The organism is Marinobacter sp. MBR-99 (assembly GCF_040547575.1).
GTDB lineage: Bacteria > Pseudomonadota > Gammaproteobacteria > Pseudomonadales > Oleiphilaceae > Marinobacter.
The window spans coordinates 113,380-140,050 of the sequence record NZ_JBEPPY010000002.1 but is presented as its reverse complement, the minus strand read 5'-3'; the positions used below and the strand labels follow the sequence as shown (position 1 = coordinate 140,050).

The following is a 26,671-nucleotide window of genomic DNA, read 5'->3' as shown; positions in this document are numbered from 1 at the left end:
TCACAATGGCCATTGGCAGCCCCGGCATTCCGTTCTGGCATTGTGGTCAATTGTGATTTTGGCGCGCCAGGCGTGGAACGGCGCATCTGCTATCGGTAAACTCACCCCCTGTCTAAGGGATTCGTCAATCATCCAGGTGGGAAACCCAAACACCGAATGCTGTTACCCCGATACCACATACAGAGAATCCTGAAGCTGACCGGGCTGGCTATATTGCTGAGCGCGTCTGCCGGTCATGCCAGTCAGGTCAGGGTCGAAGTCGAGGGTAATCACAGTGACTTGAGAGACAACGCCAGAATTTTTGTGGGTGAGGTTGAAGGGCGCTCTGCCGATGGCCTGCGCCGCTACGCATCTACCGCGATAGCCCAGGTGGAACAGGCCATTCGGGCCCTGGGTTACTACAATCCGGTGATCACATTCGAAGTCACCGAAACGGCTGAGGGGCTCGCCGAACTGGTGTTGACGGTCGTGCCGGGGGAGCCTGTGCGCATTCGTTCCAGGTCAGTGCAGATTGAGGGACCGGGCAGCGAAGACCCGTCGCTGGTTGATCAGATCCCCCCGGAGCCGGCTGAGGGAGATGTGCTCCACCACGGCCGTTACAATACCTTGAGGCAGGCCATCCAGAACCGGGCCAGGCGTCTTGGCTATTTTGACGGGGAGTTTGTAACCCGCCGGCTGGAGGTGGATCCGTCCGAAAACCACGCTGATATTACTTTGCACTACCGTACCGGGGATCGGTACCGCCTGGGGGCGGTCACTTTCCTGGAGGGCCATGGCTTTGACGAAGACCTGTTGGATCGGTTTGTGACCTTTGAGCCGGGCACCCCTTTCCATGCCGATGAAGTGGCAAAGCTCAACAGCGATCTCTCCAACAGCGGCTATTTTTCCGGCGTGGATATCGATGCCTCGCCGAACCGGGCCGAAGACGGTGTTATACCGATTGATATCGGCCTTACTCCCAGGCCGCCTCGTTCGGTCGGCGCGGGTGTTGGTTTTTCGACGGACGTTGGTCCCCGCGTGCGGGGTAACTGGAGGGAGCACTACACCAATCCCATGGGGCACCGCCGCGGGGCGGATACGGAGCTCTCAGAGGTGCGCCAGAATGTCAGCGGTTGGTATGAGCTACCGCTGGACCCGCCAATGTCGGACTCCATCCGGCTGGGGGCAGGCTACCAGCGAGAGCATATCGAAGACGTGGAATCCGAACGGCTGACGCTGGGGCAGCAATGGCGGCATCGGCTGGATACTGGCTGGATGCAGGTGCTGTCGATTAGATGGGAGGGCGAGCGCTTTAAAATTGGCGAAGAGGAGCGGGGCAACTCAAGCCTGTTGCTGCCGGGGATCAGTTACTCCAAACTCCAGGCCAATTCACCCTTGGATCCGTCCCGGGGCTATCGACTGCAGTTTGATGTGACTGGTGCCCACCGGGCCATTATTTCCGACGCGGACATCCTGCACGTGAACGTGCTGGCCAGGGGGCTGTATACCCTGGCTGATAATCACCGGTTCCTGACCCGTTTTAACTTTGGTGGCGTAGCGACCAACAATTTTTCTGATGTACCACCCTCATTGCGCTTCTTTGCCGGTGGTGACCAGAGTGTCCGGGGCTATGGCTACGAAACCCTGTCGCCCCGTGATGACAACGGTGTAGCGGTCGGTGGCCGTTTTCAACTGGTCGGTGGTGTCGAATATCAGTACGAGTTCGTCCGGAACTGGCGGGTGGCGGCGTTCGTGGATCAGGGCAATGCAGTGAACGATGTGTTTGATCGGCTGGCGACTGGCGCGGGCATGGGCATTCGCTGGGTGAGCCCTGTAGGGCCGCTTCGTCTGGATCTGGCGAAAGGGCTGGACGAGGAGTTTGGCGGCGGCTGGCGTATTCACTTTTCCATGGGGCCTGAGCTGTGACCGATCATCCACCGGAGCCATCAGAGCAGGCTGAACATCAGCCGAAGAAACATAAAAAGCCACTGCGCCGTCGTTGGTGGTTCTGGCTGTTATTGGTTGTGGCATTGTTGCTTTTACTGCCGTTGGTCATCGTGGGGCTGATTTTACTGGCCTTGCATACCGAGAAGGGAACGGCCTGGACCATTGATCAGATTCCTGGATTGCAGACGGAGGCTGACAGGGGCTCCCTGCTTGGCCAATGGCAGGCCGACCGCCTTGAATGGCACGGCTATGGCGTGGGTGTGGTGGTTGAGGCTCCGGAAGTAGATTGGTCTCCAACCTGTCTGTTCGAAAAAACGGTATGCCTCGATACCCTCAAGGCAGACCGGATTGCTGTGACTCTGCAGCCCTCTGAATCTGACGAGGAAAGTTCCGGTGATATAAGCCTTCCCAGGATCAACCTGCCACTGGCGGTCGTGATCGGGGATATTGCCCTGGGGCCGCTGACGGTTAATGACGGAGCTATCTGGGACCGGTTCGAGCTGAAATCCCGAGCGTCCGGTTCCAGCCTGGAGCTGGAACACGTGCTCTATCAGCTGGATGACATACGGGTATCGGCGAGCGGTCGGGCGGACATGAGGCGGGATTGGCCCCTGGATATTGATGTCGACGTGTCTTTGCCACCGCCATCCGGAGACGACTGGCAGATAGCGGTTAACCTTGGTGGCAGCGTCAGGGATTTGCGGTTACGGGGTTCCAGTAGTGGCTATCTGAATGCCGACCTTCAGGGCCAATTACAGCCGCTGGATCGCCGGTTGCCGGCGTCTGTCAGGCTCGAATCTGAGCGTTTTCTTGCCCATCACGATCTACCGGACACCCTGGCCCTGAAGAACTGGCGATTATCCCTTGACGGTTCCCTGGCTGACGGTTTCAGGACCCGCACCCAGGCGCTACTGCCAGGTACCGAGGGTGATATCCAGACGTCTATCCAAGGATTGGTCACCACAGAAAAGGTGACAGATCTGGTGTTGTCCATGACGGCCCCGGACCGGGAGGGCGGAGCACAACCCGGGACTCTGGAGGTAAAGGGCGAAGCCTCTTGGACTGATGGCCTCGCTGCTGATGTAGGGCTATCCCTGGACCGCTTCCCCTGGTATAGCCTGCTGCAGGGACTGGATGAGCCTCCGGTTTCGCTCAACCGTCTGGAAGGTCGGGCCAGTTACCAGAATGACCGCTACCAGGCGGATCTTAATGCCCAGGTTGCCGGCCCCCTTGGGGATGCCGAGCTGAAGGCCCGCCTTGATGGCGACACTCAGGCTGTCCGTATCACCCAACTCGATATGACGACCGGAGCGGGTTCACTCTCCGGTGAAGCCCAGCTCGATTTTTCTTCCCAGTTGGCCTGGAAGGCGGCCCTGGTTCTGGACCAGTTTAATCCAGGGTACTGGGTACCCATGCTTGAGGCCCGGCTGGACGGCAACGTAAACAGTGAAGGCCAGCTTCAGGACGACGCGTTACCCCGAATGTCTGCGGACTGGAATCTGCGTGGACGATGGCAGGGGAACGATGCTCGCGCCCGAGGCCAGTTAGCCAGTGACGGTCGCGAATGGCAAGTAGATGATCTTGTGCTTGTCGTGGGTGAGAACCGTGTAGAAGGGCAGGGTCGTTACGGCAGCCAACTGGCAGGTGACTTGTCCATCCTGTTGCCTGAGCCGGCGATGTTTGCCGAAGGTCTGGCTGGTGAACTGGAAGCCAGCCTGCAGTTTGCCGGCACCGTGGATGATCCCACCGCCGAGCTTGTCCTGGTTGGCCGCGGATTGAGCTGGCAGGATCTGTTGCAGATTGAGGCCGTGGATCTTGATGCCAGTCTGGCCAAAGGCGGTGTGCTGGATGCAGCGCTGGAGATCAATGAGATTCGTGCTGCCGACCAACAGCTGGAGAGCGTATCCCTTCGCCTTGAAGGTACCCGGGATGAGCATCAGCTAACAGTCAATGCCAGCCACAGTGAGGCGACCCTGCTTGCCGTATTCGCCGGCGCCCTGGGTGAGAGCCTTGATGCCTGGCAGGGTGCCCTGAACCGTGGTGAAATCGACATACCCGGCCCGGGCCAGACATGGCAGTTGGAGGCACCGGCGGGCATTGCCTATACCGAAGCAGGTAGTCTGAGCCTCGGTGCTCACTGCTGGCGCTGGCAGGAGAGTTCGGTATGCGCTGAAGACCAACAATTATTGCCGGATGCTGACATCGCCTTCCAGATTCGTCAGTTTCCGACGACGGCCCTTGCGCCGCTGCTGCCTGATACCTTCCGATGGAGCGCCCACCTGAATGCCGACGTGGATCTTTCACTGACCGACGCAGGGCCGGATGGCAGAATCACACTCGATGCCGGCGAGGGAACCTTTGAGTTTCTGGTGCTGGATGACTGGGAGACCCTGAGTTATGAGCGCCTGACCGTCGATGCCCGTCTTCAGCCCAGCATAGCTGAGTTGTCGGTTGCCCTTCGGGGGCCGGAGCTGGGCGATTTTAATGCCGAGCTGGCGGTGGACCCGATGGCCGAAGAGCGACCGGTACAGGGCCGTTTCAGCTTGAGTTCACTGGATCTGGCTTTTGCTTCGGCGTTTGCCGGGGTGGAAGAGATTGGTGGTCAGGTTAATGGCCAGGGGGAAATTACCGGCCCATTGTTGAGCCCCATGATTCATGGCGAGCTGGCCCTCACGAATGGTCGTTTTTACGATCCAGGCTTGCCACTGCCCCTGAACGACGTGGTTCTGGTGCTCGAGTTCCTGGGGGACTCCGCCGATATCAGTGGCCGCTGGAACAGTAATGACCGCAGTAGCGGGCAGCTTTCGGGGATGATCAATTGGCAGCAGGAACCGGAGATTGAGCTGTCGATTGTTGGCGACAGGCTGCCGGTGAATTTCGAACCCTATGCCCGGGTTGAAGTGGGGCCAGACCTCACCATTGCTTTCCGCAGTGGTGAACTCTCGGTATCGGGACGGGTGGAAGTGCCCCGTGGTGAGATCGAGATCAAGGGGCTTCCGGAGTCAGCGGTTTCTATCTCCGAAGATGAGGTGATTGTTGGAGTTGAAACCGAGGAGCCGACCATCCGGCGTATGGTGATGGACGTGACCGTGGTGGTCGGCGAAGACCAGGTGACGTTCAATGCCTTCGGTGTGACCGGCAATCTCGAAGGTACCCTGCGGATCGGTAACGATATGGATACCCGTGGTGCCCTTCAGTTAGTGAATGGTCAGTATCAGGCGTTTGGGCAGGATCTGGAACTTCGGCGCGCACGAATTCTGTTTGTTGGTGCCCTGACAGAACCTTATCTGGACATTGAAGCAGTGCGCAGGGTGGACACGGTTGTTGCCGGCATTCGGCTCAGTGGGCCGGTAAACGCTCCTGAAACCGAGGTGTTCTCCGAACCTTCCATGCCCCAGAGTGATGCGCTGTCGTACATCATTCTTGGCCGCCCGCCACAGGGCCGTGGCGACGATGGCCAGATGGCCCAGGCGGCACTGTCGCTGGGGTTGACCCAGGCAAGCCGTCTAACCCAGGGGATTGGTGACGAGTTGGGTATTCGCAACCTCACCCTGGAAACCGCGGGTTCCGGGGATGAGGCCTCGGTTGTGGCCAGCGGATACATTACCGATGAACTGAGCCTGAGGTACGGCGTCGGGATATTCGAGCCGATCACCACCGTCGCATTGCGTTATGATCTGGGTCGATATTTCTATCTGGAGGCGGCCAGTGGCCTGGCTGCCTCTCTGGATATCTTCTATACCCGGGATTTCTGATTGACCACTTTCAATCCAGATGAAAGGTGGCGTTGACGCTGGCCTGGATTTCCCGGGGGGCGATGCTGGAAACGGTGTCGCTGGCGGTTCTCGCTTCAGACATCATCATTGGCATCGGGCGGTGCCCGCCATTGATGTTGATGGTTTTCACCTCGCCACAGGTTTTGCCCAACTGTTCCGCCACGAAGGCACACCGGCTGCGGGCATCCGCAATGGCCCTGGCGAGTGCTTGGCGTTGCAGGCGCTCCTCGTCTGAATGGAAGAACTGGTGTTCGCTCAGATGGTATTGCAGGCCAACCTTATGAGCCTGTTCCAGCAGCGGGTTCAGTAGCTCGAGATTCTTGATGGAAAAGCTGACGGTCTGGCTTGCCACCGCCATTCGCTCAGGGGTTTGCCCGCGTTCCTGAACCGGAAGCATTCGGGTGTAAAGGTTAACGTTGGCATCTGAATAGTCCGAAAGTTGATCCCGCATATCCCCAATGGCCTTGCGCCATTGCTCCATGGTTTCCGTGAGCCGCTCGGACGCCCGTTCCGGCAAATTGTGTTCGGCACTGGCGGTAAATTGCAGGCGGGCACTATCGGGCGCGTAGCGAACACTGCCCTCGCCACTCAGGCTCACTTCGCCGGCGGAAACGGCCAGTGGTGCCAATGAAGCCACGAACACCGTTGCGGCCAGTGCTTTGGTGTATTTTTTCATGATCAGTCTCCTTGTTGGCCAAAGGCCATATCTTGGCTTTGCAGCCGCTCCAGTTTCCGAGCCCGGGCGGCATGCACAAAGTGGCTGAAAATCCGCCGGTGGCCGGTGTGATACAGCAGGTATTCCGGATGCCATTGAACGCCCATCAACCACTGTTGCCCGGTATTTTCGATGGCCTGTACGAACAGGTCATTATCCAGTGCCGTTACCCTGAGGTTTCGGCCCAACTGTTTTATGGCCTGGCTGTGAATACGATTCGCGCCAATCAGGGTGCTGTGCATCAGCCCGCCTATCCGGCTATCCTCAACCAGCTGCACCGTTTGAAGGGGTAACAGCAGTGGGCGGTGGCGGGTTTTTATTCGCAGCGGAGTTACGTTCTGGCACAAAGACCCGCCATGGAAGACGTTGATAAACTGGGCGCCTCGGCATATGCCCAGCACTGGAATGTCTATTTCCTCGGCTTGCTGGAGCAGTTTGAAGTCGGTTTCGTCGCGCTTCAGATCGTATCTTGCAGTCACTTGTGGCTGTTGGCCATAACGGCTCGGGTGCACGTGAGTGCCGCCAGAAAGCACAAGGCCATCGAGCAGGGAGACATCCGTATGCGATCCGGGGCGAATGTAGTGTGTGTGGGCACCATGCAGCCGCAGGCCCAGATGGATCAGTCTGTGGGCAGTACTGCGCCGGGCCGGGCCGCTGATGCCAATGGTAATACCGGGAGATTCGGGTGCCTCTGAATGGTCAGACATAACCGTGCTGTTTCAGCCAATGGTCTGTGGTCTCACGCCAGGAGTGGGTGAGGTTGCGAAAGCTGAATGTCTGCGCCTTACGAAACAGTTCCCTGAGTTCCTTCAGATGCTCCGGGTTGTTTGCGATCTGCTCCAGCACCACCCAGTCATTCCAGACCGTAGAAAAATGCCACCGGGGGTTGTCGATGTCGCAATCCGGTAACCGGTAGTGAAGTGTTGGCCGGCTTTTGATGCGCGGATCGTTTACATAGTCACTAAGAAGCTCTGAATCCAGGTGTGCAAACAGCGGTAAAAGGTCCAGGGCTTTGTTTCGGGTCGGGTTGAAGTGCAGGTAGTCTTTCATTAACGAGGCCTGGTCGGGCGCATAGTCTTCTGCCATCAGCTTGTCCGTGTAACGGCTGCTCCAGGGCTCGATATAGGTGGTGAATTTACGGCTTATGTCGAGCTGATGCCGGGATTTGAGCCAGTCATACAGGGCAGCAAAGGCTTGCAGGTATCTGACGATGGTGGACGGCTCCAGGTCCGGGAGCTCGGGATTGAGTTGCAGTCCAAAGGCAAAATAGATGGCCTCCCGGCTGCCTTCAGCCCCCAGTTCCCTGAGCTCATCAACCAGGTGTTCAATGAGCTCTACCCGGGTAAAAGCCAGCGGTGGCCCGACGATCTCGAGAGGAACAATTCTTTCTGCGGCAAAGTCGATGACGTCCATGGCATGGTTGCTCAGATCACGGATGGACTGAGGCAGCCGTTCGTCATCCAGGTCCAGGTCTTTGATCGGATCGGAGTCCAGCTCAATAGTGAAGGTGCCAGCTTTTGTCTCGAGTTTTGTTACATAGCGGGAGGCGAGCTCGGGTATACCTTCGAGTAAACGGGAGGCATGGTCAACCAGCTCATCGTAGCTAAGCCCCGAGAGTTCGATCTCAACACCGACCTTTCTCTCGTCACCCTGATGATTGCGTAGTTGTTCCGGCATCTTGCACCGATCGTTCGAGTTCATGGGCTATTGGCATCCTTTTCGGCGGTCGGAGTTTTACCTTAACACAGGGATTTGCAGGCTCTGGACACCTGACATAAAAATAACCTTAAGGCTTTACACTGGATAAAACACTGTATATAGTCAAATCACTGTATATAAAACCAGGAAGTTTTGATCGGAGTAACTGCATGAAGCTGACCGCAAGACAGTCCCAGGTGCTGGATATTATCCGGCGGTATGTTGATGAAACCGGATACCCGCCAACCCGGGCAGAAATTGCCGCCGAGCTTGGCTTCAGGTCAGCGAATGCTGCCGAAGAACATTTGCGTGCACTGGCCCGGAAGGGCGCCATCGAGATGGTGCCCGGTGCAAGTCGTGGAATTCGACTGCCGGAAGTTGAGCCGGACCCGGGGTTGCCGGTGATAGGCCAGGTGGCTGCGGGTAGCCCAATCCTCGCTCAGGAACATATTGAAGATCACTGTTCATTACTGCCTGATTTCTTCTCGCCCTCTGCAGACTATTTGCTGCGCGTTCGAGGTATGAGCATGAAGGATATAGGCATTCTGGACGGCGATCTGCTGGCCGTTCACAGCACTCAGGATGTGCACAATGGCCAGGTTGTTGTGGCGCGCGTGGGCGAGGAAGTGACAGTAAAACGGTTTCGTCGCGAGGGCTCCAAAGTATGGCTGATCGCAGAAAATGAAGAATTTGCGCCCATCGAAATAGATCTGACGGAACAGGAGTTGTTTATTGAGGGTCTCGGCGTCGGTGTGATCCGTCGATCAGATCTGCACTAACCATCAGACACGCGTAATGCAGGTAGGTGAGTAATGGAACAGTTGAGCTTCACTCAGAACATGGCATTCCAGCCGGCGGCCGTTATCCCGGCCCGCGCGGTGTCTACAGGAAAAACGCGGGCTGAGGCTGTTTACTCGTCGTCGGAAGTCAGTCCGGGTACCAGGGATTTTGGCGGTAACGTGACAGAAATTATTCTTCCGGAAGGTCAGGTAGAGAACGTCCAGTTGCTGTTGCCCATGCTTACCCAGCTAAATCAGGAAAAGCGCTGGTTGGCCCTGATTGATCCGCCACAGTCCCTGGTTGGAAAGTGGCAGAAGATGCACGGCATTGTCGCCAGTGAGTTGCTGGTATTGCGGTCAACAAACGATTATTCCGCCCAACAACTGGCAGAGCGTGCGTTGAGCGCCGGTACCTGTCATGCGGTGGTGCTTTGGACTAACAAGCTCGGACGGTCAGCCTTTGAGTCCCTTCAAAAGGCTTCAGCGCAAGGAAGCAGCCACGGTGTGGTGCTGCGTCATCGGTAAAGTGGATTAGTGGAGGGTGTACTGAGGCTGGGATTCGGTCAGATCGTTGTCGTCATCGTCCCAGTCGATGTCGTGGGCGATGTTGCCAGCGGCCTCAATTCCAGCCGCGATCATGGCCTTGGCTACGCTCATGTCGCGGTCTTCCATCATTTCCCTGGCCTCCTGCGAGAAGGAAATGCGCACCAACGGCGCTGCGTCGTCATCAATGCGGCGCAAGGCGTAGTCGCCATTGGCAAGTTGTACGATTTCAAAAAACGATGGTGACATTCGTTCAACCTTTGTCTTGGTGTATTCGATTCGGTGCGGGAATTTAGCCAACAGGGTGGGGCTACCACTCGCTGTGTTGTTCCTCAAGCCGTTTGGCCAGTTCAGTCATGGCCGCCAGAGTCTTTCTGAGTGTTGCGGCGGAACGGTCCGGGCCCTGTTCGACGGAAACCGCAATGATATTCTCTTCCGTAACATTCTTGCGTGTGGTCGGAGGCTGGCTCAAAGCTGATTCAACCTGGTCAAGATGGTTCCACCAGCTTCCTGATGTCTCCGCCAGTTCTCTTAAAAGCCGGGTCTCGTGTACCTCGTAAGGAAACAGCGCTTCCAGTTCCGTCAGTGTCTGTGGTTTTTCGGCTTTATGCTGATGGTATCGGGCAATCATGACCAGCAGCGTTTGCCTTGCCCGCAGCAGGAGCTCGGCGGAGCCCTGAGACAGCGCTTCCGTTTCCGCAGCGGAGCGCTTGGTGTCCGACTCAAGCCTGGCGAGTAAGGTGTTGGCCAGAAAAAGCTTTTGGGCTACCAGTGAGTACCATTGTGATGCCATCTACCACCCGCACTACGTGAGCGTTCAAGAGTCCAATAAGAACAACCGTCAGAGTCTATCATTTTTGCGCGCTAATTTCTCCTCCCCTGGGCTCCCCGGAATAGCTGCATTTCACAAGAAACTACAAACAATCACTTGAAACGGTCGTTTGAAACTGGCAAAAAGGCGCACAGATTGAACAAGCTTTGATCGTCTTGTGGTCCATTATTGGAGGTAATGAGGATGCGGAACCGGATAATTGCTGCTATTGCAGCGGCGGTATTGGGGTGTTCAGGTCCTGTCTTGGCAAAGGTGTCGCCGGCCGAGGCCGAGCGTTTGAAGAATGATCTCACACCAGTGGGTGCAGAACGGGCGGGTAACGAGTCTGGCACTATTCCGGCGTGGACTGGCGGGTTGACTTCACCCCCGACCAATTGGCGCGAAGGCACCGTAGAGATTAATCCGTTCCCGGAAGACGAAGCGCTGTACGTTATTACCCGTGACAATCTGGACCAGTACCGGGACATACTGTCGGACGGCCACATTCAGATGTTGGAGCAGTATGGCCCGGAATTTTTCATGCCGGTGTACCAGACCCGCCGAACAGCAGCGTTCCCCGAGCATGTCTACGAGAAGTTTTACCAGAACGCTCTGACAGCTGAACTCCTGGATAACGGTAACGGTGTTCGAGACACCATCATGACCAGTCCGTTCCCCATTCCACAGAACGGTCTGGAAGCGATCTGGAACCATATTCTCCGGTACCGGGGTGAGGAACTGTCGTTCCGCAGTGCATCGGCTACGCCGCAGCGGGACGGCTCATTCAACCCTGTCGTCAACCAGTACGATTATTTCTTTGCATACAGTCGCCCCGGCGCTGAGCTGGAAGACATCGATAACAAGATTTTCTACCTGAAAACCGAAACCGTCGCGCCGTCCAGCCTGGCTGGCACCATTACCCTGGTGCATGAAACCCTTGACCAGGTTCGCTCACCGCGGCTGGCATGGCGTTACGATTCCGGTTCCCGCCGTTTGCGCCGGTCCCCGAATCTGGCCTATGAGACGGACCTGCCGAACTCTTCGTCTCTGCGTTCAGTCGACCAGAAGGACATGTACAACGGTGCCCCCAACCAGTACGACTGGGAACTTAAAGGCAAGCGTGAACTGATCGTTCCCTACAACGCCTACAAACTGCACGATGAAAGTGTTCGGCCAAATGACGTGATCCGGCCGAACCACATCAATCAGGACCTGACCCGATATGAGCTTCACCGGGTGTGGGTGGTCGAGGCCAAGCGACGCACCGGCATCAGCCACATCTATGATCGCCGTGTTTACTACATTGATGAGGACAGCTGGCAGATTCTGGCCACGGAAGAATATAACGAGGCTGGTGAACTCTGGCGCGTATCCGAAGCACACAACATTGTCTATTACAGTGTGCCGGTCTTCTGGACCACCATGGAAATGACGTATGATCTGAAAGCACAGCGTTACTATATCGATGGCTTGGACAACGGCTACTCAGCTTACAATTTTGAGCCTGGGTATCGTGGTAACGAATTTACCGCCGCCGCCGCCCGCCGGGCCGCACGCAGGTAACTTCCGCGGGGTGCTGCCTGTGCATGGGTAGCAGCCCGCCTTAACCGGCTGCCAGGCTCTGACATTTCGTTAAACCGAGGAGTACGCCGTATGGCAGACCCCCAGGCTCTTCTTGAAAGCCTTGATCAACTCCGGTCCGAGCTGGACCAGGCCCTCGCTGCCCAGGACTGGGAGCAACTTGCGGAACTGAATGCCCGCGTTAAACCCGCAATTGAACCGTTAATGGTGGCGCTGGAACAGGGGCGCATTGATGCGGCCCTGATCAGGGACCGCCTGGACGCTTTGAATCAGTTCGTGGAAGCGGCAAACCAGGCCGCAGTCAAGGCCCGGGATGAAGCCCGGGAATCGCTCAAGGGCGTCAATGAAAACCGTACGGCGGCCCGTGCTTATCAGAACGTTTCAACAAACCGCCAAAGATAGCGTCATAAAATTGACTCCTGAGCTTATACAGTCTTAAATACCGCACAAATTCCCAAAGAGATTCTCGTGAATGTCCAAAAATAACAAAGTGCTGGTGCTGAGTGAGGATGACTCCAGGCGCAGGGACCTGATCACCATTCTGGAATTTGTCGGCGAAGAGCAGGTGCTGGCCGGTGACGAAGCATTGGCGCTTTTGGAGAGCGACGACGAGCAGACCAAAGAAAGTATCGGCGTAGCCGTGATCAACGGCGAAGACGCCGCCAGCACCGCGCATGTGCAGAGGGTGTGCAAACTGGCCCAGGGGCTGCCGATTCTTCTGGTGGGTGACCCGGACCTCAAGGGCGTGTCGGAAGACGATGCGAACCGCATAATCGCCAGGATGGAATGGCCCCTGAACTACACCAAGTTTGTGGATTCACTCTACCGGGCCCAGATTTACCACGACCAGTTCAGTCGCAGCAAGGAGCGGGGGCAGCAGCGGGGTGTTCAGTTGTTCCGCAGTCTGGTGGGCACCAGTCGCAAGGTTCAGCAGGTGCGCCAGTTGATGGAGCAGGTGGCTGATAAAGACGTCAGCGTTCTGATCACCGGTGAATCCGGTACCGGCAAGGAAGTGGTCGCCCGTAACCTGCATTATCATTCCTCCCGCCGGGATAAGCCGTTTGTGCCGGTCAACTGCGGCGCCATTCCCGCAGAGTTGCTGGAGAGCGAGCTGTTCGGGCATGAGAAAGGAGCCTTTACCGGCGCCATTACCGCCCGGGTAGGGCGTTTTGAGTTGGCCGAAGGGGGCACCCTGTTCCTGGACGAAATCGGGGATATGCCGCTGAACATGCAGGTTAAAATTCTGCGGGTGTTGCAGGAGCGTACCTTTGAGCGTGTGGGCAGTAACCGTACCCAGTCTGCGGATGTGCGGGTGATTGCCGCCACTCACAAGAATCTCGAAGACATGATTGAATCCGGCGATTTCCGGGAAGACCTCTATTACCGTCTCAATGTATTTCCCATTGAAATGCCGGCGCTGCGAGAACGGGTGGAAGACATCCCGTTGCTGATTAATGAGCTGATCTCCCGGATGGAGAAAGAGAAGCGCGGCTCACTGCGGATGAACTCCGCTGCCATTATGAGTCTGTGTCGCCATGACTGGCCCGGCAATGTGCGGGAGCTGGCCAACCTGGTTGAGCGCTTGGCCATCATGCATCCCTACGGGGTGATTGGTGTGCAGGAGTTGCCCAAGAAGTTTCGCTACGTGGACGACTATGACGAGAACCGCCCAGTGGAGGACACCGGCATGCCATCGGCCATTCCCGGGCTGGTGGGCCTGGATGCGCCGGCCCTGTTACCGGTGAATGGTATCGATCTCAAGGACTACCTCTCCAATCTGGAGAAGCAGCTTATTCAGCAGGCGCTTGATGAAGCTGCCGGCGTAGTGGCGCGGGCGGCCGAGAAGCTCAGAATTCGCCGTACCACCCTGGTGGAGAAAGTCCGCAAATATGGCCTTCGGGAAGAGTCAGACGAAGGTTGATGGCTGCCTCCGAACGGCGTCAAAGGTTTGTAACCTCTGGCGTCGTTCGTCGTTCTGACCGACGGAAACTTGTCGATTTACTTTTCCTCGTTTTTATAACCATCTAAAAAATATCAAAAAAATCAAGTTGGCATGGTGTTGGCTTTACCGAACCTGAACGAAAGATCCGTTGGCCCGGTCGGGGCCCGTCAGGGGGAAGGTTATGAGTCACGCACGCGTTGCCATGGAATCCGGTCACCAGAAGTCAGGTGCCAATGCCGCTGCTGATGTTAATGACAAGGTCACCGCTCTGTTTCCTCAACAGGGTGATGAAGCCGTGGATTCCGCGCTTGAATTGTTCAATCGCATGTCCCGACAGATTACCGACTCCTACCGAACCCTGGAATCCCGTGTAAACCAGCTCTCCGGTGAGCTTTCCCACGAGACGCTTCAGCGTCAGCAGGAGCTTGAAGAAAAAGAACAGTTGGCCGACCGCTTGTCGACCCTGCTCAACGCTCTGCCTGCCGGCGTGGTGGTGCTGGATCAGCAGGGCGTGGTCAGTCAGTGCAATCCGGCGGCCATTTCCTTGCTGGGTGAGCCACTGGATGGCGAACGTTGGGTAGACGTTATCCAGCGCTGTTTTTCGCCCCGAAGTGATGATGGGCACGAAGTGTCACTCAAAGATGGCCGGCGCGTCAGCATTGAAATCCGGACCATGGAAAACCAGCCCGGCCAGTTGATTCTGTTAACCGACCTGACCGAGACCCGGCAGCTGCAGTCACAATTGGCCCATGCCCAGCGCCTGTCTGCCATGGGCCGGATGGTGGCGTCTCTGGCCCACCAGATCCGCACTCCGTTGTCTGCCGCCATTTTATACGGCGGTCACCTGAGCCAGCCGGACCTGGACGAAGAGCTGCGTCAGCGGTGTGCTTCACGACTGATGTCGAGGTTGACTCACCTGGAGCAGCAGGTGCGGGACATGCTGATTTTCGCCCGTGGCGAAACCCGCCTGGCGGAGGAGTTGTCGGCCGGCAAACTGGTGGCCTCCCTGTCCGCGGCCGTTGAGGGTCTGAAACCCGCCAGTGGTATTGATGTGACACTGGACAGCCGGGTAGATGACCAGTGCCGATTGATGTGTAACCGCGATGCCCTGGTCGGCGCCTGCATGAACCTGGTGAACAACAGCCTGGAAGCCGGTGCCACCGACGTGCAAGTTCAACTGGCGTCGTCCGCTGAAGGTATGGAGATACGGGTGCTGGACAATGGCCCGGGCTTTTCGAAAGAGCAGTCCGGCAGGATCACCGAAGCATTTTACACCACCAAGTCTCACGGCACCGGTCTAGGCCTGGCCGTGGTGCAGGCGGTGGTCAAGGCCCATAACGGCCGCTTTTCTATTTTCTCGCCGGAGCAGGGCGGCGCAGTGGCTACACTGCAGCTGCCGACCCTGGCCGACAGAGCATAACGAATAGACGTTGGAGGCAGATACCATGGCTAAGGCCCAGATTCTGATTGTTGAGGATGACAGGGACCTGCGGGAGGCGCTGGTCACCACCCTGGAGCTGGCCAAGTTCCGGGTGCGGGAAGCTGCCAGCGGCCAGGAGGCGCTTGCCGCCCTGGCTCGCGACCCCGTCGATATGGTGGTCAGCGACGTCAACATGCCGGGAATGTCTGGTCACGAACTGCTGGCGGAAGTGCAGCGCCATTATCCCGGGCTACCGATGATGCTGATTACTGCCTATGGCCAGATCAGCCACGCGGTGTCTGCCATGCAGTCCGGAGCCATTGATTATCTGGTCAAACCCTTCGAGCCCCAGGTTCTGGTGGAGGCGGTCACCAAGGTGGTGGGTGGCGCGAAACCAAAATCCGGTGACGAACCGGTGGCGGAAGATCCGATCAGCAAACGCATGTTCCAGTTGGCGGCGAAAGTTGCCGGCAGCGATTCCACGGTCATGATCTCTGGCGAGAGTGGCACCGGTAAAGAAGTGCTGGCCCGCTATATTCACCAGCAGTCGCCCCGGGCAGATCAGCCCTTTGTGGCGATTAACTGTGCCGCTATTCCCGAGAACATGCTTGAGGCCATACTGTTTGGTCATGAAAAAGGGGCCTTCACCGGTGCGGTGGCGTCGTCCCCGGGTAAGTTTGAGCAGGCCAATGGCGGCACCATCCTGCTGGACGAAATTTCCGAAATGGAGCTTGGCTTGCAGTCTAAACTCCTACGGGTGTTGCAGGAGCGTGAAGTGGAGCGGGTAGGAGGACGAAAGACCATCCCGTTGGATGTTCGTGTCGTGGCAACCACCAACCGCGACCTGGCGGATTACGTCCGTGAGGGCAAGTTCCGTGAAGACCTGTATTACCGCCTGACCGTATTTCCCATGCACTGGCAGCCTCTGAGGGAGCGGCCGCTGGATATACTGCCGCTGGCCAAGTTCCTGCTCAAGAAGCACTGTCGGAAAATGAAGCTAACCGGTATTGCCCTGGCGGAGGATGCGCGCAAGGCACTGATCAGCCACCGCTGGCCCGGTAATGTTCGCGAGCTTGATAATGCCATTCAGCGGGCACTGGTGCTGCAGCAGGGCAATGTGATTCACGAGGGCGATTTGTGCCTGGAGCTGGGGATCACTGGCCGGGCCGATTTCGGCTCACCGGGTTTGCACAGTGTCGCACCACAGATTAATCACCAGCCGTCAGAGCCCGAACCCCTCCAGTCCGTTCCGATGGAGTCGGCACCGGAACCGCTTAGTGAAGAGCTTCACGAGGCCGGTTCGCTGGGGGATGATCTGCGACAGCAGGAGTTCCGTATCATTATCCAGACGCTCAAGAAAGAACGAGGTCGTCGCAATCGGGCCGCAGAGCAGCTGGGTATCAGCCCCAGAACGCTCCGCTACAAACTGGCCCAGATGCGCGATGCCGGGATCGACCTTGAGTCCGAACTTGCGTTGGCCTGAAAGCCGTTTTTGTTTGTTGTCTAGACCTATACTCCTTCGGGCACCCTACGGGGTGCCGTTTTTTATACGCCTGTCCTTGCTACCTGTCTTCGTCAAATGTCCGTCACTGATTAACCCTCTCTGACATTAAAGCTCCTCAATCTATTGAATTGAAACGATAAAGTGTTTCTGGCCTGTCATTTGCTTAGCCCTATCCATGTAACGAACAAGTGAAGCCCGAGGGCTTAGCCTGGTTAGCGTGGAGAGAAATATGGTTCAGCGTGCCGACATCAACAGTGTTCTGTCAGATATCCGTTCCCTGCGTTCCCAGATGATGCAGAACCAGCGTATTGAACAGGATCAATCGGTTCGTGGCCGTGTTGACGGCCCGCGCAACGTTCAGGAACCCCGGGAAATTCCCAGTTTCAGCGATATGCTGGGCAATGCGGTCAACAGTGTGAATGATGCCCAGAAGCAGGCCAACGACCTGCGCACGGCCTACGACATGGGTGACCCCAATGTCGATATCACCCGAGTGATGATTGCCGCCCAGAAATCCAGTGTGTCTTTCGAGGCGCTCACCCAGGTGCGTAACCGGGTGGTACGAGCATACGAAGACATCATGAATATGCCGATCTGATAACGGAGCACCAGCATGGCAAGCGTACCAGCACAAACCACTGCCACTGACGTGCCGGCAACCCAGGACGCGGATGCACCTGAAAGCCGCAGCAACCTTCTGCTGGGCTTCAACCGCCTGAATCTGTTACGACAGGTTGGCCTGATGGTCGGCCTGGCGGCCAGTGTTGCGCTAGGGGTTGCCGTGGTGCTTTGGGCCCAGGAGCCCACTACCAGCCGGTTGTGGGGGATCTCTCTGCTTACAACCCACAGGATGTCACGACCATTCTGGACAGCAATGGCATCAAGTACCGGATGGATCCGCGCACTGGCGCGCTCCTGGTTCCTTCTAATGAAGTTCATAACGCCCGCCTGAAACTGGCCGCCGAAGGGGTGACCGATCGGCGTACCATCGGTTACGAGTTGCTGGATCAGGACCGGGGTCTGGGTACCTCCCAGTTCATGGAAACCATCAGCTATCGCCGTGGTCTCGAGGGTGAGCTGGCCCGCACCATCGCCACCATGCGTGGTGTGCGCAATGCCCGGGTACACCTGGCCATTCCCGAGCGTTCGGTGTTTATCCGGGATGCCCGAGAGCCAACGGCGTCGGTGTTCCTCGAAGTGTTTGCCGGTCGCCGGCCTGAACAGGAACAGATCCGCGCCATTGTTAACCTGGTCGCCGGCAGCGTGCCGATGATGAGCCGGGAACAGGTCACGGTGGTGGATCAGAACGGCAATCTGCTGACCGGGGACGAAATCCGGGCTAATGCCGACCAGATGAAAGACCAGTACGAGTATACGGCGCGGGTTGAAGACCGTCTTTCGCGCCGGGTGGCGTCAATGATCGCCCCGATTGTCGGCAATGGACGCTTCCGTACGGAAGTCACCGCAGATCTCGATTTCTCCGCCGTGGAGCGGGCGGAAGAACTGTATAACCCGGAACAGCAGGCGGTGCGCAGCGAACGTGAGCTGAGTGAACAACGCGGTGCCGGTGCGAACAGTGGCATTCCGGGCGCCTTGAGCAACCAGCCCCCGGGCAATGCAACCGTGCCCGAACAGGCAGCGGGCCAGGAAGGTGATGGTGCTCCCGCGGCACCTCCGGTGAATGTGCGTCGTGAATCCACCCGAAACTATGAACTGGACCGCACCGTCAGCTATACACGTCAGCAGTTGGGCGGTATCAAGCGGGTAACCGTTGCCCTGGCAGTGGATGACATGAAGGTGGTGAACCCGGAAACCGGGCAGGTTACCTATGAGCCCTGGCCGGAATCGGAACTTCAGCGCCTGAGTATGCTGGTGCGGGACGCGGTCGGTTACTCGGCCGCCCGAGGCGACAGTGTGACGGTTATGAACACGGCGTTTTCGCCGGAAGAATCGGTGGAGTTTGACACGCCGGGATTCTGGGAGCAGCCCTGGTTCTGGGACCTGATGAAGCAGGTTCTGGCCGGCCTGGTGATTCTGATTCTGGTGTTAGGCTTGCTACGGCCCACGCTCAAGAGCCTTTCTGGCGCGGGAACCAAAGAGCGCAGTGATGAATCTGACGGTGGTGGTTACGGTGGCTTGGATGGAATCGAGGGCGGCGATGCGCTCAGAGACGCCATGTCAGCCCAGGATGATCTGCTTTTGCCGGGTGCCACAGACAGTTATGATAGGCAATTGAATGCTCTCAAAGGCCTGATTGCGGAAGACCCGGCCAGGGTTGCTCAGGTCATGCGCCAGTGGGTGAATGTCGATGACTGAAGAGAACGCTCAGTTCCAGGGGGATAACACCCCCAGAAAACAGCAGCGCAAGATTCCGCGTGTCGAGCAGGCGGCCATCCTGTTGATGTCCCTGGGCGAGGCAGATGCCGCCGAGGTGCTCAAACACATGGGCCCGAAAGAAGTACAGCGTGTGGGCGTTGCCATGGCCCAGATGAGGGATATCAGTAAAGACGACGTCACCTTTGTGTTGAACCAGTTTGTCGAAGCCGTGGGCGGCCAGACCGGGCTCGGGGTTGGTAATGACGATTACATCCGGGCCATGCTGACCCAGGCCCTGGGCGATGACAAAGCCGCCAGTTTGATTGACCGGATTCTGGTGGGCGGCAACACCACGGGCCTGGATACCCTGAAATGGATGGAGCCACGGGCCGTTGGCGATATTATCCGTTACGAACACCCCCAGATTCAGGCCATCGTCATTTCCTACCTTGATCCCGACCAGGCCGCCGAAATTCTGGCAACCCTGGATGAAAAAGTCCGGCTTGATGTCATGATGCGGGTAGCCTCTCTGGAAAGCATCCAGCCCCAGGCCCTGCAGGAGCTCAACGACATTCTCGAAAAACAGTTCTCTGGCGGTTCCGCAGCCCAGACCAGTCGGATTGGCGGTGTCAAACGGGCGGCGGATATCATGAACTTCATGGACCGTGGCATTGAAGGTAACCTGATGGACTCCATCAAGGACATGGACCCGGATCTGGCCTCAACCATTGAAGACCTGATGTTTGTCTTCGACAACCTCAAGGAAGTGGACGACCGCGGCATTCAGGCGCTGCTCCGGGAAGTATCTTCCGAAGTGCTGGTGGTTGCCCTTAAGGGCGCTGATGATGCGGTCAAGGACAAGATCTTCAAGAATATGTCGAAGCGTGCCGCTGAACTTCTGCAGGACGATCTGGAAGCGAAGGGTCCGGTGAAAGTCAGCGAGGTGGAAGCCGCCCAGAAAGACATCATTACCGTGGCACGCCGGATGGCGGAAGCCGGTGAGATTTCCCTCGGTGGTGCCGGTGAAGAAATGATGTGATGAAAGATTCAGACCAGGACACCAAGCGCATTCCGAAAGAACAGCTGACCGCCTGGGAACGGTGGGAACTTCCCCTGCTTGATGAACGGGGTAACCAGGTGGTTCAGGAGCAGGAAGTCAAACCGCTGACAGCGGCGGATCTTGAAGAGATTCGTCAGGCCGCCAGGGAAGACGGCTTTCAGGAAGGCCGGGAGGCAGGCTACCAGGAAGGCTTTGAGAAAGGCCGTGCCGAGGGGCACCAGCAGGGGCTTCAGGCCGGCGAAGCAGAGGGCCGGGAACAGGGCCAGCAGCAGGCCGAAGAAGCGACTCGAAAGGAAATGGAATCCCGGGTTGATCGCCTGGAGCATTTGCTGGGCGAACTGGTGTTGCCGATCCAGCGCCATGAGGAAGAACTGGAATCTGTATTGGTCAATTTGACCACCGTGCTGGCCAGGGCGGTGGTTTACCGGGAGCTGAGCCTGGATTCTTCCCAGATTCGCCAGGTGGTCCGTAAAGCCCTTGCGGCCTTGCCTTCCACCGCCGATAACCTCCGAATACATATTCACCCGGATGATCTTGAGCCGGTTCGCGAAGTGGCCGAACGGTTGGAAGTCAGTCCCTCAATCATCGAAGACGACACCCTGATGCCTGGCGGATGTAAAGTAGAGTCCCGCCACAGTCTGGTGGACTACACCGTTGAGAAACGCTTTCAGCGGGCGGTACAGGGCATGCTTGAGGAGCAGTTGAGTGATCACGCCGGCGCCGAAGATGAAGAGCTGGGTTCAATCATGGCGGACCGGAGCGATTTTCATCGGGACGTCCTGAGCGAATCGGACATGACCAGTCCCGAGACTGATTTGCCGAATGCCGCACCAGAGCAGGGCGAGGACGATGACCTACCGCCTGGCTGAACGCCTGCGCCAGCTTCAGGGCGCCATTGTTGCTGAACCCGAACCGGAATTGTCTGGTCGATTGACCCGCATGGTGGGTCTGACCCTCGAGTGTGTTGGCTGCCCGATGGTCGTGGGTGATCGTTGCATCATTCAGGGCGAAAGCAGCGGCAGTGTGGAAGCAGAAGTGGTTGGCTTCGAGGAAGACAAGGTTTACCTGATGCCGCTGACGGCCATCGAGGGCTTGAAACCCGGCGCCCGGGTGATTCCGCTGTCGTCGGCCAGCCTGGTGCCGGTGGGCCCGCAAATGCTTGGGCGGGTAGTGAACGGTGCTGGCGATCCGTTGGATGGCAAAGGGCCTTTGCAGGCTGAGGCCAGGGTCCAGCTTACAGGAGACATCATTAACCCACTGAACCGGGCTCCGGTTCGGCAGTCCATGGACGTGGGTATCCGGGCGATCAACGCCTTGCTGACTGTGGGCCAGGGCCAGCGGCTGGGGCTGTTCGCCGGCAGCGGTGTGGGTAAAAGTATGCTGCTTGGCATGATGACCCGGTTTACCGACGCCGATATCACCGTGGTTGGCCTGATTGGTGAGCGGGGTCGGGAGGTCAAGGAGTTCATCGAAGACATTCTGGGCGAGGAAGGTCTGGCCCGCTCGGTTGTGGTGGCTGCCCCGGCGGATGATTCGCCGCTGATGCGGCTGCGGGCCGCCATGCTGACCACCCGTATTGCCGAGTACTATCGTGATCAGGGGAAGCGGGTGCTGCTGTTGATGGATTCGCTTACCCGTTATGCCCAGGCCCAGCGTGAGATCGCCCTGGCTGTGGGGGAACCGCCCGCCACAAAAGGCTATCCGCCCTCGGTCTTCGCAAAATTGCCACAGTTGGTTGAACGGACCGGCAACGGACGGCCAGGTGGTGGCTCCATCACCGCCTTTTATACCGTTCTTACAGAAGGCGATGACCAGCAGGATCCGATTGCCGATGCTGCCCGGGCGATTCTGGATGGCCATATTGTGTTGTCCCGCCGGTTGGCCGAAGAGGGCCATTACCCGGCCATCGATGTGGAAGCGTCTATCAGCCGGGTCATGCCTCAGGTTACCGAAGCCGAACATTTCTCCCGCGCCCAGCGGTTCAAACAGGTGTATTCCCGTTACCAGCAGGCTCGGGATCTGATCAGTGTGGGTGCTTATGTCAAGGGCTCTGACCCTGAAACTGACTTTGCAATTCAGCACATCGGTAATATGCGGCAATTCCTGCAACAGGGGCTGAACGAGTCCGCCCCCTTGAGCGAGAGCATAGAACAGTTGCTGGAGGTGGTTCCGGAGCGCCGCTCGCCAGAACGGCGCAAGACGGCCGTTCATAACCCCGCCGCTGAGCGTGGTGAAGGTTAATGTTACGCTCGAAGCGGCTGGAACCGGTACTCGCCCTGGAAGAACGTAAGGAGCAGGAAGCTCTCGAGCGCATGGGTGAGGCCCGCAAGCTGGCTGAAGCGCATCGGGAACAGGTGGAAAACCTGGAACGCTATCAGCAGGAATACCGTGACCAGATCCGTGCCAACCAGCAGGGGGTGGTGCCCGTGGCTCGCTTGCAGGCCTGGCAAGCCTTTATTGCCCAGCTCGATCAGGTGATTGCCCAGCAGAACCGCCAGTTGCAGCAGGCCGAGCAGGTGTTCGAGGTTCGCCGCAAAGAGTGGCAGCAGGCCTGGGAGAGGCGTCGGGGTATGGAAAAGTACATTGAATCCTGCCGCCAACAGGAACAGAGGGACCAGGACATGAAGGATCAGAAGTTGGCGGATGAAGCCGCTGGCCGCGCCTTCACCCGCCGAAACCGATGACATGCCGGGTTGATCTCAATCAGTAATGTCAGATGCATTTTTCGCTAACTTGGCTATGCTTACCCAGATACGGTACATGCTGAACGGGGAGAACTGCCATGATCGTTGAACACAGGGGCCGGGGGGTGACGGAATGCCAATAGAAACTCGCCGGAGTGACGACGGTCAGACTCTGACAATCCGGGTAGAGGGCCGTTTTGATTTCAGCACTCATCAGGCCTTCCGTGACGCTTATGAGCACAGTGATGCCAGCGTCAACCGTTATGTGATCGATCTCTCCGACACCACTTACCTCGACAGCTCCGCCCTGGGTATGTTGCTCCTGTTGCGGGACCATGCCGGTGGAGACAGTGCCAGTATCTCAATCGAGAACTGCAATAGCGATGTCCGGCGCATCCTCTCTATCTCCAATTTTGAGCAACTCTTCAGCATCGGCTGAGGCCGACGCCCTGAAGGTACTGATCGCTGAAGACAGCGACAGTGACCGGCTGATCCTCTCTGCCCTGGTTCGGCGACTTGGTCATCAGGTTGTTGAGGCCAGGGACGGCGTAGAGGCAGTTGCCCTGTTCTGTGATCAGCAGCCGGATATTGTCCTGCTGGACGCGCTGATGCCCAGAATGGATGGCATGGAGGCGGCCCGGCAGATCAAGGCCCTGGCCGGTGAACGTCTAGTCCCCCTGATCTTCCTGAGTTCTCTGTCCGATGCCAGTGAGCTGGCCCGTTGCCTGGAGGCTGGGGGTGACGATTTTCTGGTGAAACCCTATAACCGGGTGATCCTGGAAGCCAAGATCAATGCCTTCAATCGCATGCGCAAGATGCACCAGGTGTTATCGGACCAGCGGGACCAGATCCGCCGGCAGCACGAACAACTGGTAGAGGAACAGATGGTCGCTCGGCGGGTATTCGACAACGTTGCCCATACCGGATGCCTGAATGCCCCCCATATTCGCTATCACGCTTCCCCGCTGTCTGTCTTCAATGGTGACGTACTGTTTGCGGCGGAACGTCCCGGGGGCGGTACATTGATTTTTCTGGGGGATTTCACTGGCCATGGCTTGCCCGCGGCCATCGGCGCCATGCCCGTTGCCGAGATTTTCTACGGCATGGCAACCAAGGGGTTTGGCGCGGCGGACATTCTCTCTGAGATCAATCGAAAGCTGAAAAAGATCCTGCCGGTGGGGATGTTCTGTTGTGGGGCCATGCTCGATGCTGATTTCAAGCTGGGCCAGCTGCGCGCCTGGAATGGCGGATTGCCGGATGGCTGGTTGGTGCGTGCCAATGGCAAACACCTGACCATCCCCTCCCGGCATTTGCCGTTGGGGGTTCAGGCCCCCGATCAGTTCCAGGCCTCCATGACGGTACTGCCTGTGCAACCTGGTGACCAGGTTGTCATCATGACCGATGGCTTCTCGGAGTCACGGAATGTCCGGGGTGAGCAATTCGGGGAAGCAGGCGTACACCGGGTTCTGGCGGATCTTGATCCACCAAAGGAGCCCTTTGATGCGTTGATGGAGCACATCCGGATGTTCACCGGAAAACCGGATGCCGCGGATGATCTGACGCTGTGTGTGCTGGAAATCATTCATCACGAACAGCTCCAGGCACGGAATGACCGGGCGCCGGAATCGGCGCTGTCCGGGCCGGTCGACTGGCACTGTGTCTATGAGGTACGAGAGCGAACGCTAGCAGATTTCAACCCGCTACCCCTTCTGCTCCACATTTGTATGGAGGTCCCTGGTCTTCGTCGCAAGAGCGGTGAGGTATACACCCTGTTGTCCGAGCTCTACAACAACGCCCTGGAACACGGCGTGCTCGAACTGCCGTCGGATTGGAAAACATCCCCCGACGGATTTGGTCACTATTACAAGGAAAGAAGACGTCGACTGGCCCATACCAACGGCCACTATATCCGGTTTGCCCTGAGCCACCAGCCCACGGATACCGGCGGTCGGTTGCATGTGGTTTGTGAGGATAGCGGGCAGGGCTTTGATTTTGCGAGTTATTCTGAGAAGGTGTTGGAACAGAGGTTGCCTCCCGGTACACGTTACGCGGGCCGCGGCCTTGAACTATTGCGCCGGATGACCCGGCAGTTGAGGGTGCATGGGCGCGGCAATCATGTAGAAATCGTTTATGATTGGGAGTCAACCGCACTCGCCGACAATGCGCCTTCCGGCCACAACGATACGCAGAGGATTGCAGATGACTGACAAACCACATCTTGACGAAGAGGCGTTGGCTGAATTGCAGGATGTCATGGAAGATGAGTTTGAAGTATTGATTCAGACCTATCTGGCAGACTCGCGAACGCGCCTGGACAGCCTCAGGCAGAACCTGGAAGCAGGCGACGCCGATGCCTTCGCTAAAACGGCCCACAGTTTCAAGGGCAGCTGTATCAATATCGGTGCTCCGTGTCTCGGGGCATTGTGTATGGAGGCGGAGCAGGCGGGTAAAGCTGGCAACCTGGATGAAGCAGAACCCATTGTAGAAGCCATAGAGGTGGAATTCTCAGAGGTAACCACACGGCTGAAATCCTTCGGTGAATCAACCTGAGGCTTGTTCTGGCATCTCTTTTGCAATCTTCCACTCAGAGCCCGATTGCGGGCAATACAGGTTGATAAAGCGGCAAGAGGTTGCCATGCAGCAGATGATTCTTCCCCAGGCGCCAGCTCCGGGGGCACAGAAGGACACAGCGACCAACAAACCGGCGGGCAATCGGGATTCCGGCTCTGAGTCGCGGTTTGACGAGGTATCCCGCGCGGAAAGAAAGCGTCTGGACCAGAAGCAGGCAGATCGACAGGATCAGAACCGCGCGGTTCAGGACAAGCGCGAAGCCCGGCGTGCCGACAAGAAAGACGCCAATGCGCCCAAAGAGTCCGCTGCCTCGGAAAGTGCCGACAAGCCGGGCTCCCCGGTTACAGAGGCTAAAGAGCCCGGTTCACAGCGCACTGCGGCCAAACAGGAAGAGCCTTCTCAGATCGACTCTGTGCCGATGACCTTCGCAAGCCTGCAGTCCTTGCTGGTGCCCGCAGGCAATCACTTGCCGGCTACCGATGCCGATCCCCTGATGAATCCCGCCCTGATGCCGATGGCTGGCATGCAAGGCGCCATCAATGGCCAGAACGGACAACAAGGCCCGGCGACCACCGCCATGAATCTGAGTACGCAATTAACCGACCTGTTGTCTGCCGGCGTGGCTGGTGAGAGTGCAAGACCGGTTGATCCCGCCAACCTGTTGTCGGCCCCCAGATTCCAGGCAACCCTGGAGGTTGCTTCACAACAGGCAGCGCAACCCGCACGGCTGGCGGCAGAGGCTGCGGTGCCCCTGAAGGGATATGCCACATCGGTGGAAGTGCCCGTGGGGCAGGCGGAATGGGGCGACAAGGTGATGGGCAAGCTCAGCTGGCTGACCGCCCGAAACATGTCTGTGGCAGAAATTCACCTGACGCCACCGGATATGGGACCGATGGAGGTAAAGGTTCGGGTACAGAATGACCAGGCCAACATCACCGTGCAGGCCGCCAACCCGGTTGTACGGGAGCAGCTGGAACTCAACTCCCACAGGCTGCGGGATATGCTGGGGGAGCAGGGTTTGTCTCTGAGTCAGTTTGATGTTTCCGACCAGCCCGGCAGGCAGGGTGCTGAGCAGGGAGATGGTTCCGGAGAGCATGCGTCGGCTGGCGAAAGTGGCGGGCCGTTGACCGGAGATACTGATGAGTCCCTGCAAGAGATGGCTGGCCTCGACCTGGCCTGGAAGGGTGAGGTGGATGTGTTTGCCTGATTTTGTTCGTTTTCTGACCGCTTTGCGTTAACGCTCCAATCCTCTTTGCCCATCCCCTCCGGCAACGCTAAACTGCGGTTCTGAACCGGGGGGGGGTGGGAGTTCTGGCCCGCCCCTTGCATTAATCATGGAAAGTCA

The 26,671-nt window shown here is 57.8% G+C and carries 23 protein-coding genes and 1 pseudogene; 19 read left to right on the top strand and 5 right to left on the bottom strand.

Going from position 1 to position 26,671, the window contains the following annotated elements:
* Window positions 1-156: 156 nt before the first annotated feature.
* Together ABIE59_RS02445 and ABIE59_RS02440 are read left to right on the top strand one after the other, a co-directional pair.
* Window positions 157-1,905 carry an autotransporter assembly complex protein TamA gene (locus tag ABIE59_RS02445; RefSeq protein ID WP_354443911.1) on the top strand — a complete coding sequence of 583 codons (1,749 nt, stop codon included), beginning with the start codon at window positions 157-159 and terminating at the stop codon, window positions 1,903-1,905.
* On the top strand, window positions 1,902-5,681 hold the full coding sequence (locus ABIE59_RS02440) for a translocation/assembly module TamB domain-containing protein (protein ID WP_354443909.1): 3,780 nt from the start codon (window positions 1,902-1,904) through the stop codon (window positions 5,679-5,681). The genes ABIE59_RS02445 and ABIE59_RS02440 overlap by 4 nt, the downstream gene beginning before the upstream one ends.
* A 10-nt stretch (window positions 5,682-5,691) precedes the next feature.
* Here ABIE59_RS02440 and ABIE59_RS02435 read toward each other — a convergent pair whose 3' ends face one another.
* Genes ABIE59_RS02435 through ABIE59_RS02425 form a run of 3 tightly spaced genes read right to left on the bottom strand, consistent with a single transcriptional unit; the run spans window position 5,692 to window position 8,118 of the window.
* Window positions 5,692-6,378, bottom strand: a complete 687-nt coding sequence (locus tag ABIE59_RS02435) for an SIMPL domain-containing protein (protein ID WP_354443907.1) — start codon at window positions 6,376-6,378, stop codon at window positions 5,692-5,694.
* 2 nt (window positions 6,379-6,380) lie between these two features.
* A complete protein-coding gene (locus tag ABIE59_RS02430) occupies window positions 6,381-7,124 on the bottom strand; it encodes a gamma-glutamyl-gamma-aminobutyrate hydrolase family protein (RefSeq protein ID WP_354443905.1) in 744 nt (247 codons plus the stop codon).
* Entirely contained in the window at window positions 7,117-8,118 is a 1,002-nt protein-coding gene (locus ABIE59_RS02425) for an amidoligase family protein (protein ID WP_354443903.1), read from the bottom strand. The genes ABIE59_RS02430 and ABIE59_RS02425 overlap by 8 nt, the downstream gene beginning before the upstream one ends.
* 167 nt (window positions 8,119-8,285) lie before the next feature.
* On the opposite strand from ABIE59_RS02425, the gene lexA reads away from it, so the two are divergent.
* Both lexA and ABIE59_RS02415 read left to right on the top strand, forming a co-directional pair.
* The gene (gene lexA / locus ABIE59_RS02420) at window positions 8,286-8,894 is read left to right on the top strand and encodes a transcriptional repressor LexA (RefSeq protein WP_354443901.1); all 609 of its coding nucleotides are present in this window, start codon (window positions 8,286-8,288) and stop codon (window positions 8,892-8,894) included.
* A gap of 33 nt (window positions 8,895-8,927) precedes the next feature.
* On the top strand, window positions 8,928-9,419 hold the full coding sequence (locus ABIE59_RS02415; RefSeq protein ID WP_354443899.1) for a cell division inhibitor SulA: 492 nt from the start codon (window positions 8,928-8,930) through the stop codon (window positions 9,417-9,419).
* Window positions 9,420-9,425: 6 nt separating this feature from the next.
* Here the strand turns inward: ABIE59_RS02415 and ABIE59_RS02410 are convergent, their stop codons facing one another.
* Window positions 9,426-9,686: a hypothetical protein gene (locus ABIE59_RS02410; RefSeq protein ID WP_354443897.1), complete on the bottom strand. Its 261-nt coding sequence runs from the start codon at window positions 9,684-9,686 to the stop codon at window positions 9,426-9,428.
* A gap of 61 nt (window positions 9,687-9,747) precedes the next feature.
* Window positions 9,748-10,230 (bottom strand): DUF6586 family protein, encoded by a 483-nt coding sequence (locus ABIE59_RS02405; RefSeq protein WP_354443895.1) that lies wholly within the window; start codon window positions 10,228-10,230, stop codon window positions 9,748-9,750.
* Between the two features lie 222 nt (window positions 10,231-10,452).
* Between ABIE59_RS02405 and ABIE59_RS02400 the strand changes: the two genes are divergently transcribed.
* The 15 genes and pseudogenes from ABIE59_RS02400 to ABIE59_RS02330 all read left to right on the top strand — a co-directional run bounded on the left by ABIE59_RS02400 (window position 10,453) and on the right by ABIE59_RS02330 (window position 26,533).
* Entirely contained in the window at window positions 10,453-11,811 is a 1,359-nt protein-coding gene (locus ABIE59_RS02400; protein ID WP_354443893.1) for a DUF1329 domain-containing protein, read from the top strand.
* Between the two features lie 90 nt (window positions 11,812-11,901).
* A complete protein-coding gene (locus ABIE59_RS02395) occupies window positions 11,902-12,231 on the top strand; it encodes an SOS cell division inhibitor (RefSeq protein WP_354443891.1) in 330 nt (109 codons plus the stop codon).
* 70 nt (window positions 12,232-12,301) lie between these two features.
* Entirely contained in the window at window positions 12,302-13,750 is a 1,449-nt protein-coding gene (locus tag ABIE59_RS02390) for a sigma-54 dependent transcriptional regulator (RefSeq protein WP_152437749.1), read from the top strand.
* 202 nt (window positions 13,751-13,952) lie between these two features.
* Entirely contained in the window at window positions 13,953-15,191 is a 1,239-nt protein-coding gene (locus tag ABIE59_RS02385) for a sensor histidine kinase (protein WP_354443889.1), read from the top strand.
* A gap of 25 nt (window positions 15,192-15,216) precedes the next feature.
* On the top strand, window positions 15,217-16,674 hold the full coding sequence (locus tag ABIE59_RS02380) for a sigma-54-dependent transcriptional regulator (RefSeq protein ID WP_354443887.1): 1,458 nt from the start codon (window positions 15,217-15,219) through the stop codon (window positions 16,672-16,674).
* 250 nt (window positions 16,675-16,924) lie between these two features.
* A complete protein-coding gene (gene fliE / locus ABIE59_RS02375; RefSeq protein ID WP_072677674.1) occupies window positions 16,925-17,293 on the top strand; it encodes a flagellar hook-basal body complex protein FliE in 369 nt (122 codons plus the stop codon).
* A 15-nt stretch (window positions 17,294-17,308) separates the two neighbouring features.
* Window positions 17,309-19,011 (top strand): annotated as a pseudogene (gene fliF, locus ABIE59_RS02370) (flagellar basal-body MS-ring/collar protein FliF).
* Window positions 19,004-20,050, top strand: a complete 1,047-nt coding sequence (gene fliG, locus ABIE59_RS02365) for a flagellar motor switch protein FliG (RefSeq protein WP_058090175.1) — start codon at window positions 19,004-19,006, stop codon at window positions 20,048-20,050. The pseudogene fliF and the gene fliG overlap by 8 nt, the downstream one beginning before the upstream one ends.
* Window positions 20,050-20,940: a flagellar assembly protein FliH gene (locus tag ABIE59_RS02360; protein ID WP_354443884.1), complete on the top strand. Its 891-nt coding sequence runs from the start codon at window positions 20,050-20,052 to the stop codon at window positions 20,938-20,940. Before fliG ends, ABIE59_RS02360 begins: the two co-directional genes overlap by 1 nt.
* Window positions 20,921-22,312: a flagellar protein export ATPase FliI gene (gene fliI, locus ABIE59_RS02355; protein WP_230714313.1), complete on the top strand. Its 1,392-nt coding sequence runs from the start codon at window positions 20,921-20,923 to the stop codon at window positions 22,310-22,312. Before ABIE59_RS02360 ends, fliI begins: the two co-directional genes overlap by 20 nt.
* On the top strand, window positions 22,312-22,755 hold the full coding sequence (gene fliJ / locus ABIE59_RS02350) for a flagellar export protein FliJ (protein WP_354443882.1): 444 nt from the start codon (window positions 22,312-22,314) through the stop codon (window positions 22,753-22,755). Before fliI ends, fliJ begins: the two co-directional genes overlap by 1 nt.
* Window positions 22,756-22,888: 133 nt before the next feature.
* Window positions 22,889-23,194 carry an STAS domain-containing protein gene (locus tag ABIE59_RS02345; protein ID WP_058090171.1) on the top strand — a complete coding sequence of 102 codons (306 nt, stop codon included), beginning with the start codon at window positions 22,889-22,891 and terminating at the stop codon, window positions 23,192-23,194.
* A complete protein-coding gene (locus tag ABIE59_RS02340) occupies window positions 23,169-24,962 on the top strand; it encodes a SpoIIE family protein phosphatase (RefSeq protein ID WP_502915318.1) in 1,794 nt (597 codons plus the stop codon). Before ABIE59_RS02345 ends, ABIE59_RS02340 begins: the two co-directional genes overlap by 26 nt.
* On the top strand, window positions 24,955-25,305 hold the full coding sequence (locus ABIE59_RS02335) for an Hpt domain-containing protein (protein WP_106695397.1): 351 nt from the start codon (window positions 24,955-24,957) through the stop codon (window positions 25,303-25,305). The genes ABIE59_RS02340 and ABIE59_RS02335 overlap by 8 nt, the downstream gene beginning before the upstream one ends.
* Window positions 25,306-25,390: 85 nt before the next feature.
* Entirely contained in the window at window positions 25,391-26,533 is a 1,143-nt protein-coding gene (locus ABIE59_RS02330) for a flagellar hook-length control protein FliK (RefSeq protein ID WP_354443880.1), read from the top strand.
* Window positions 26,534-26,671 lie beyond the last annotated feature (138 nt).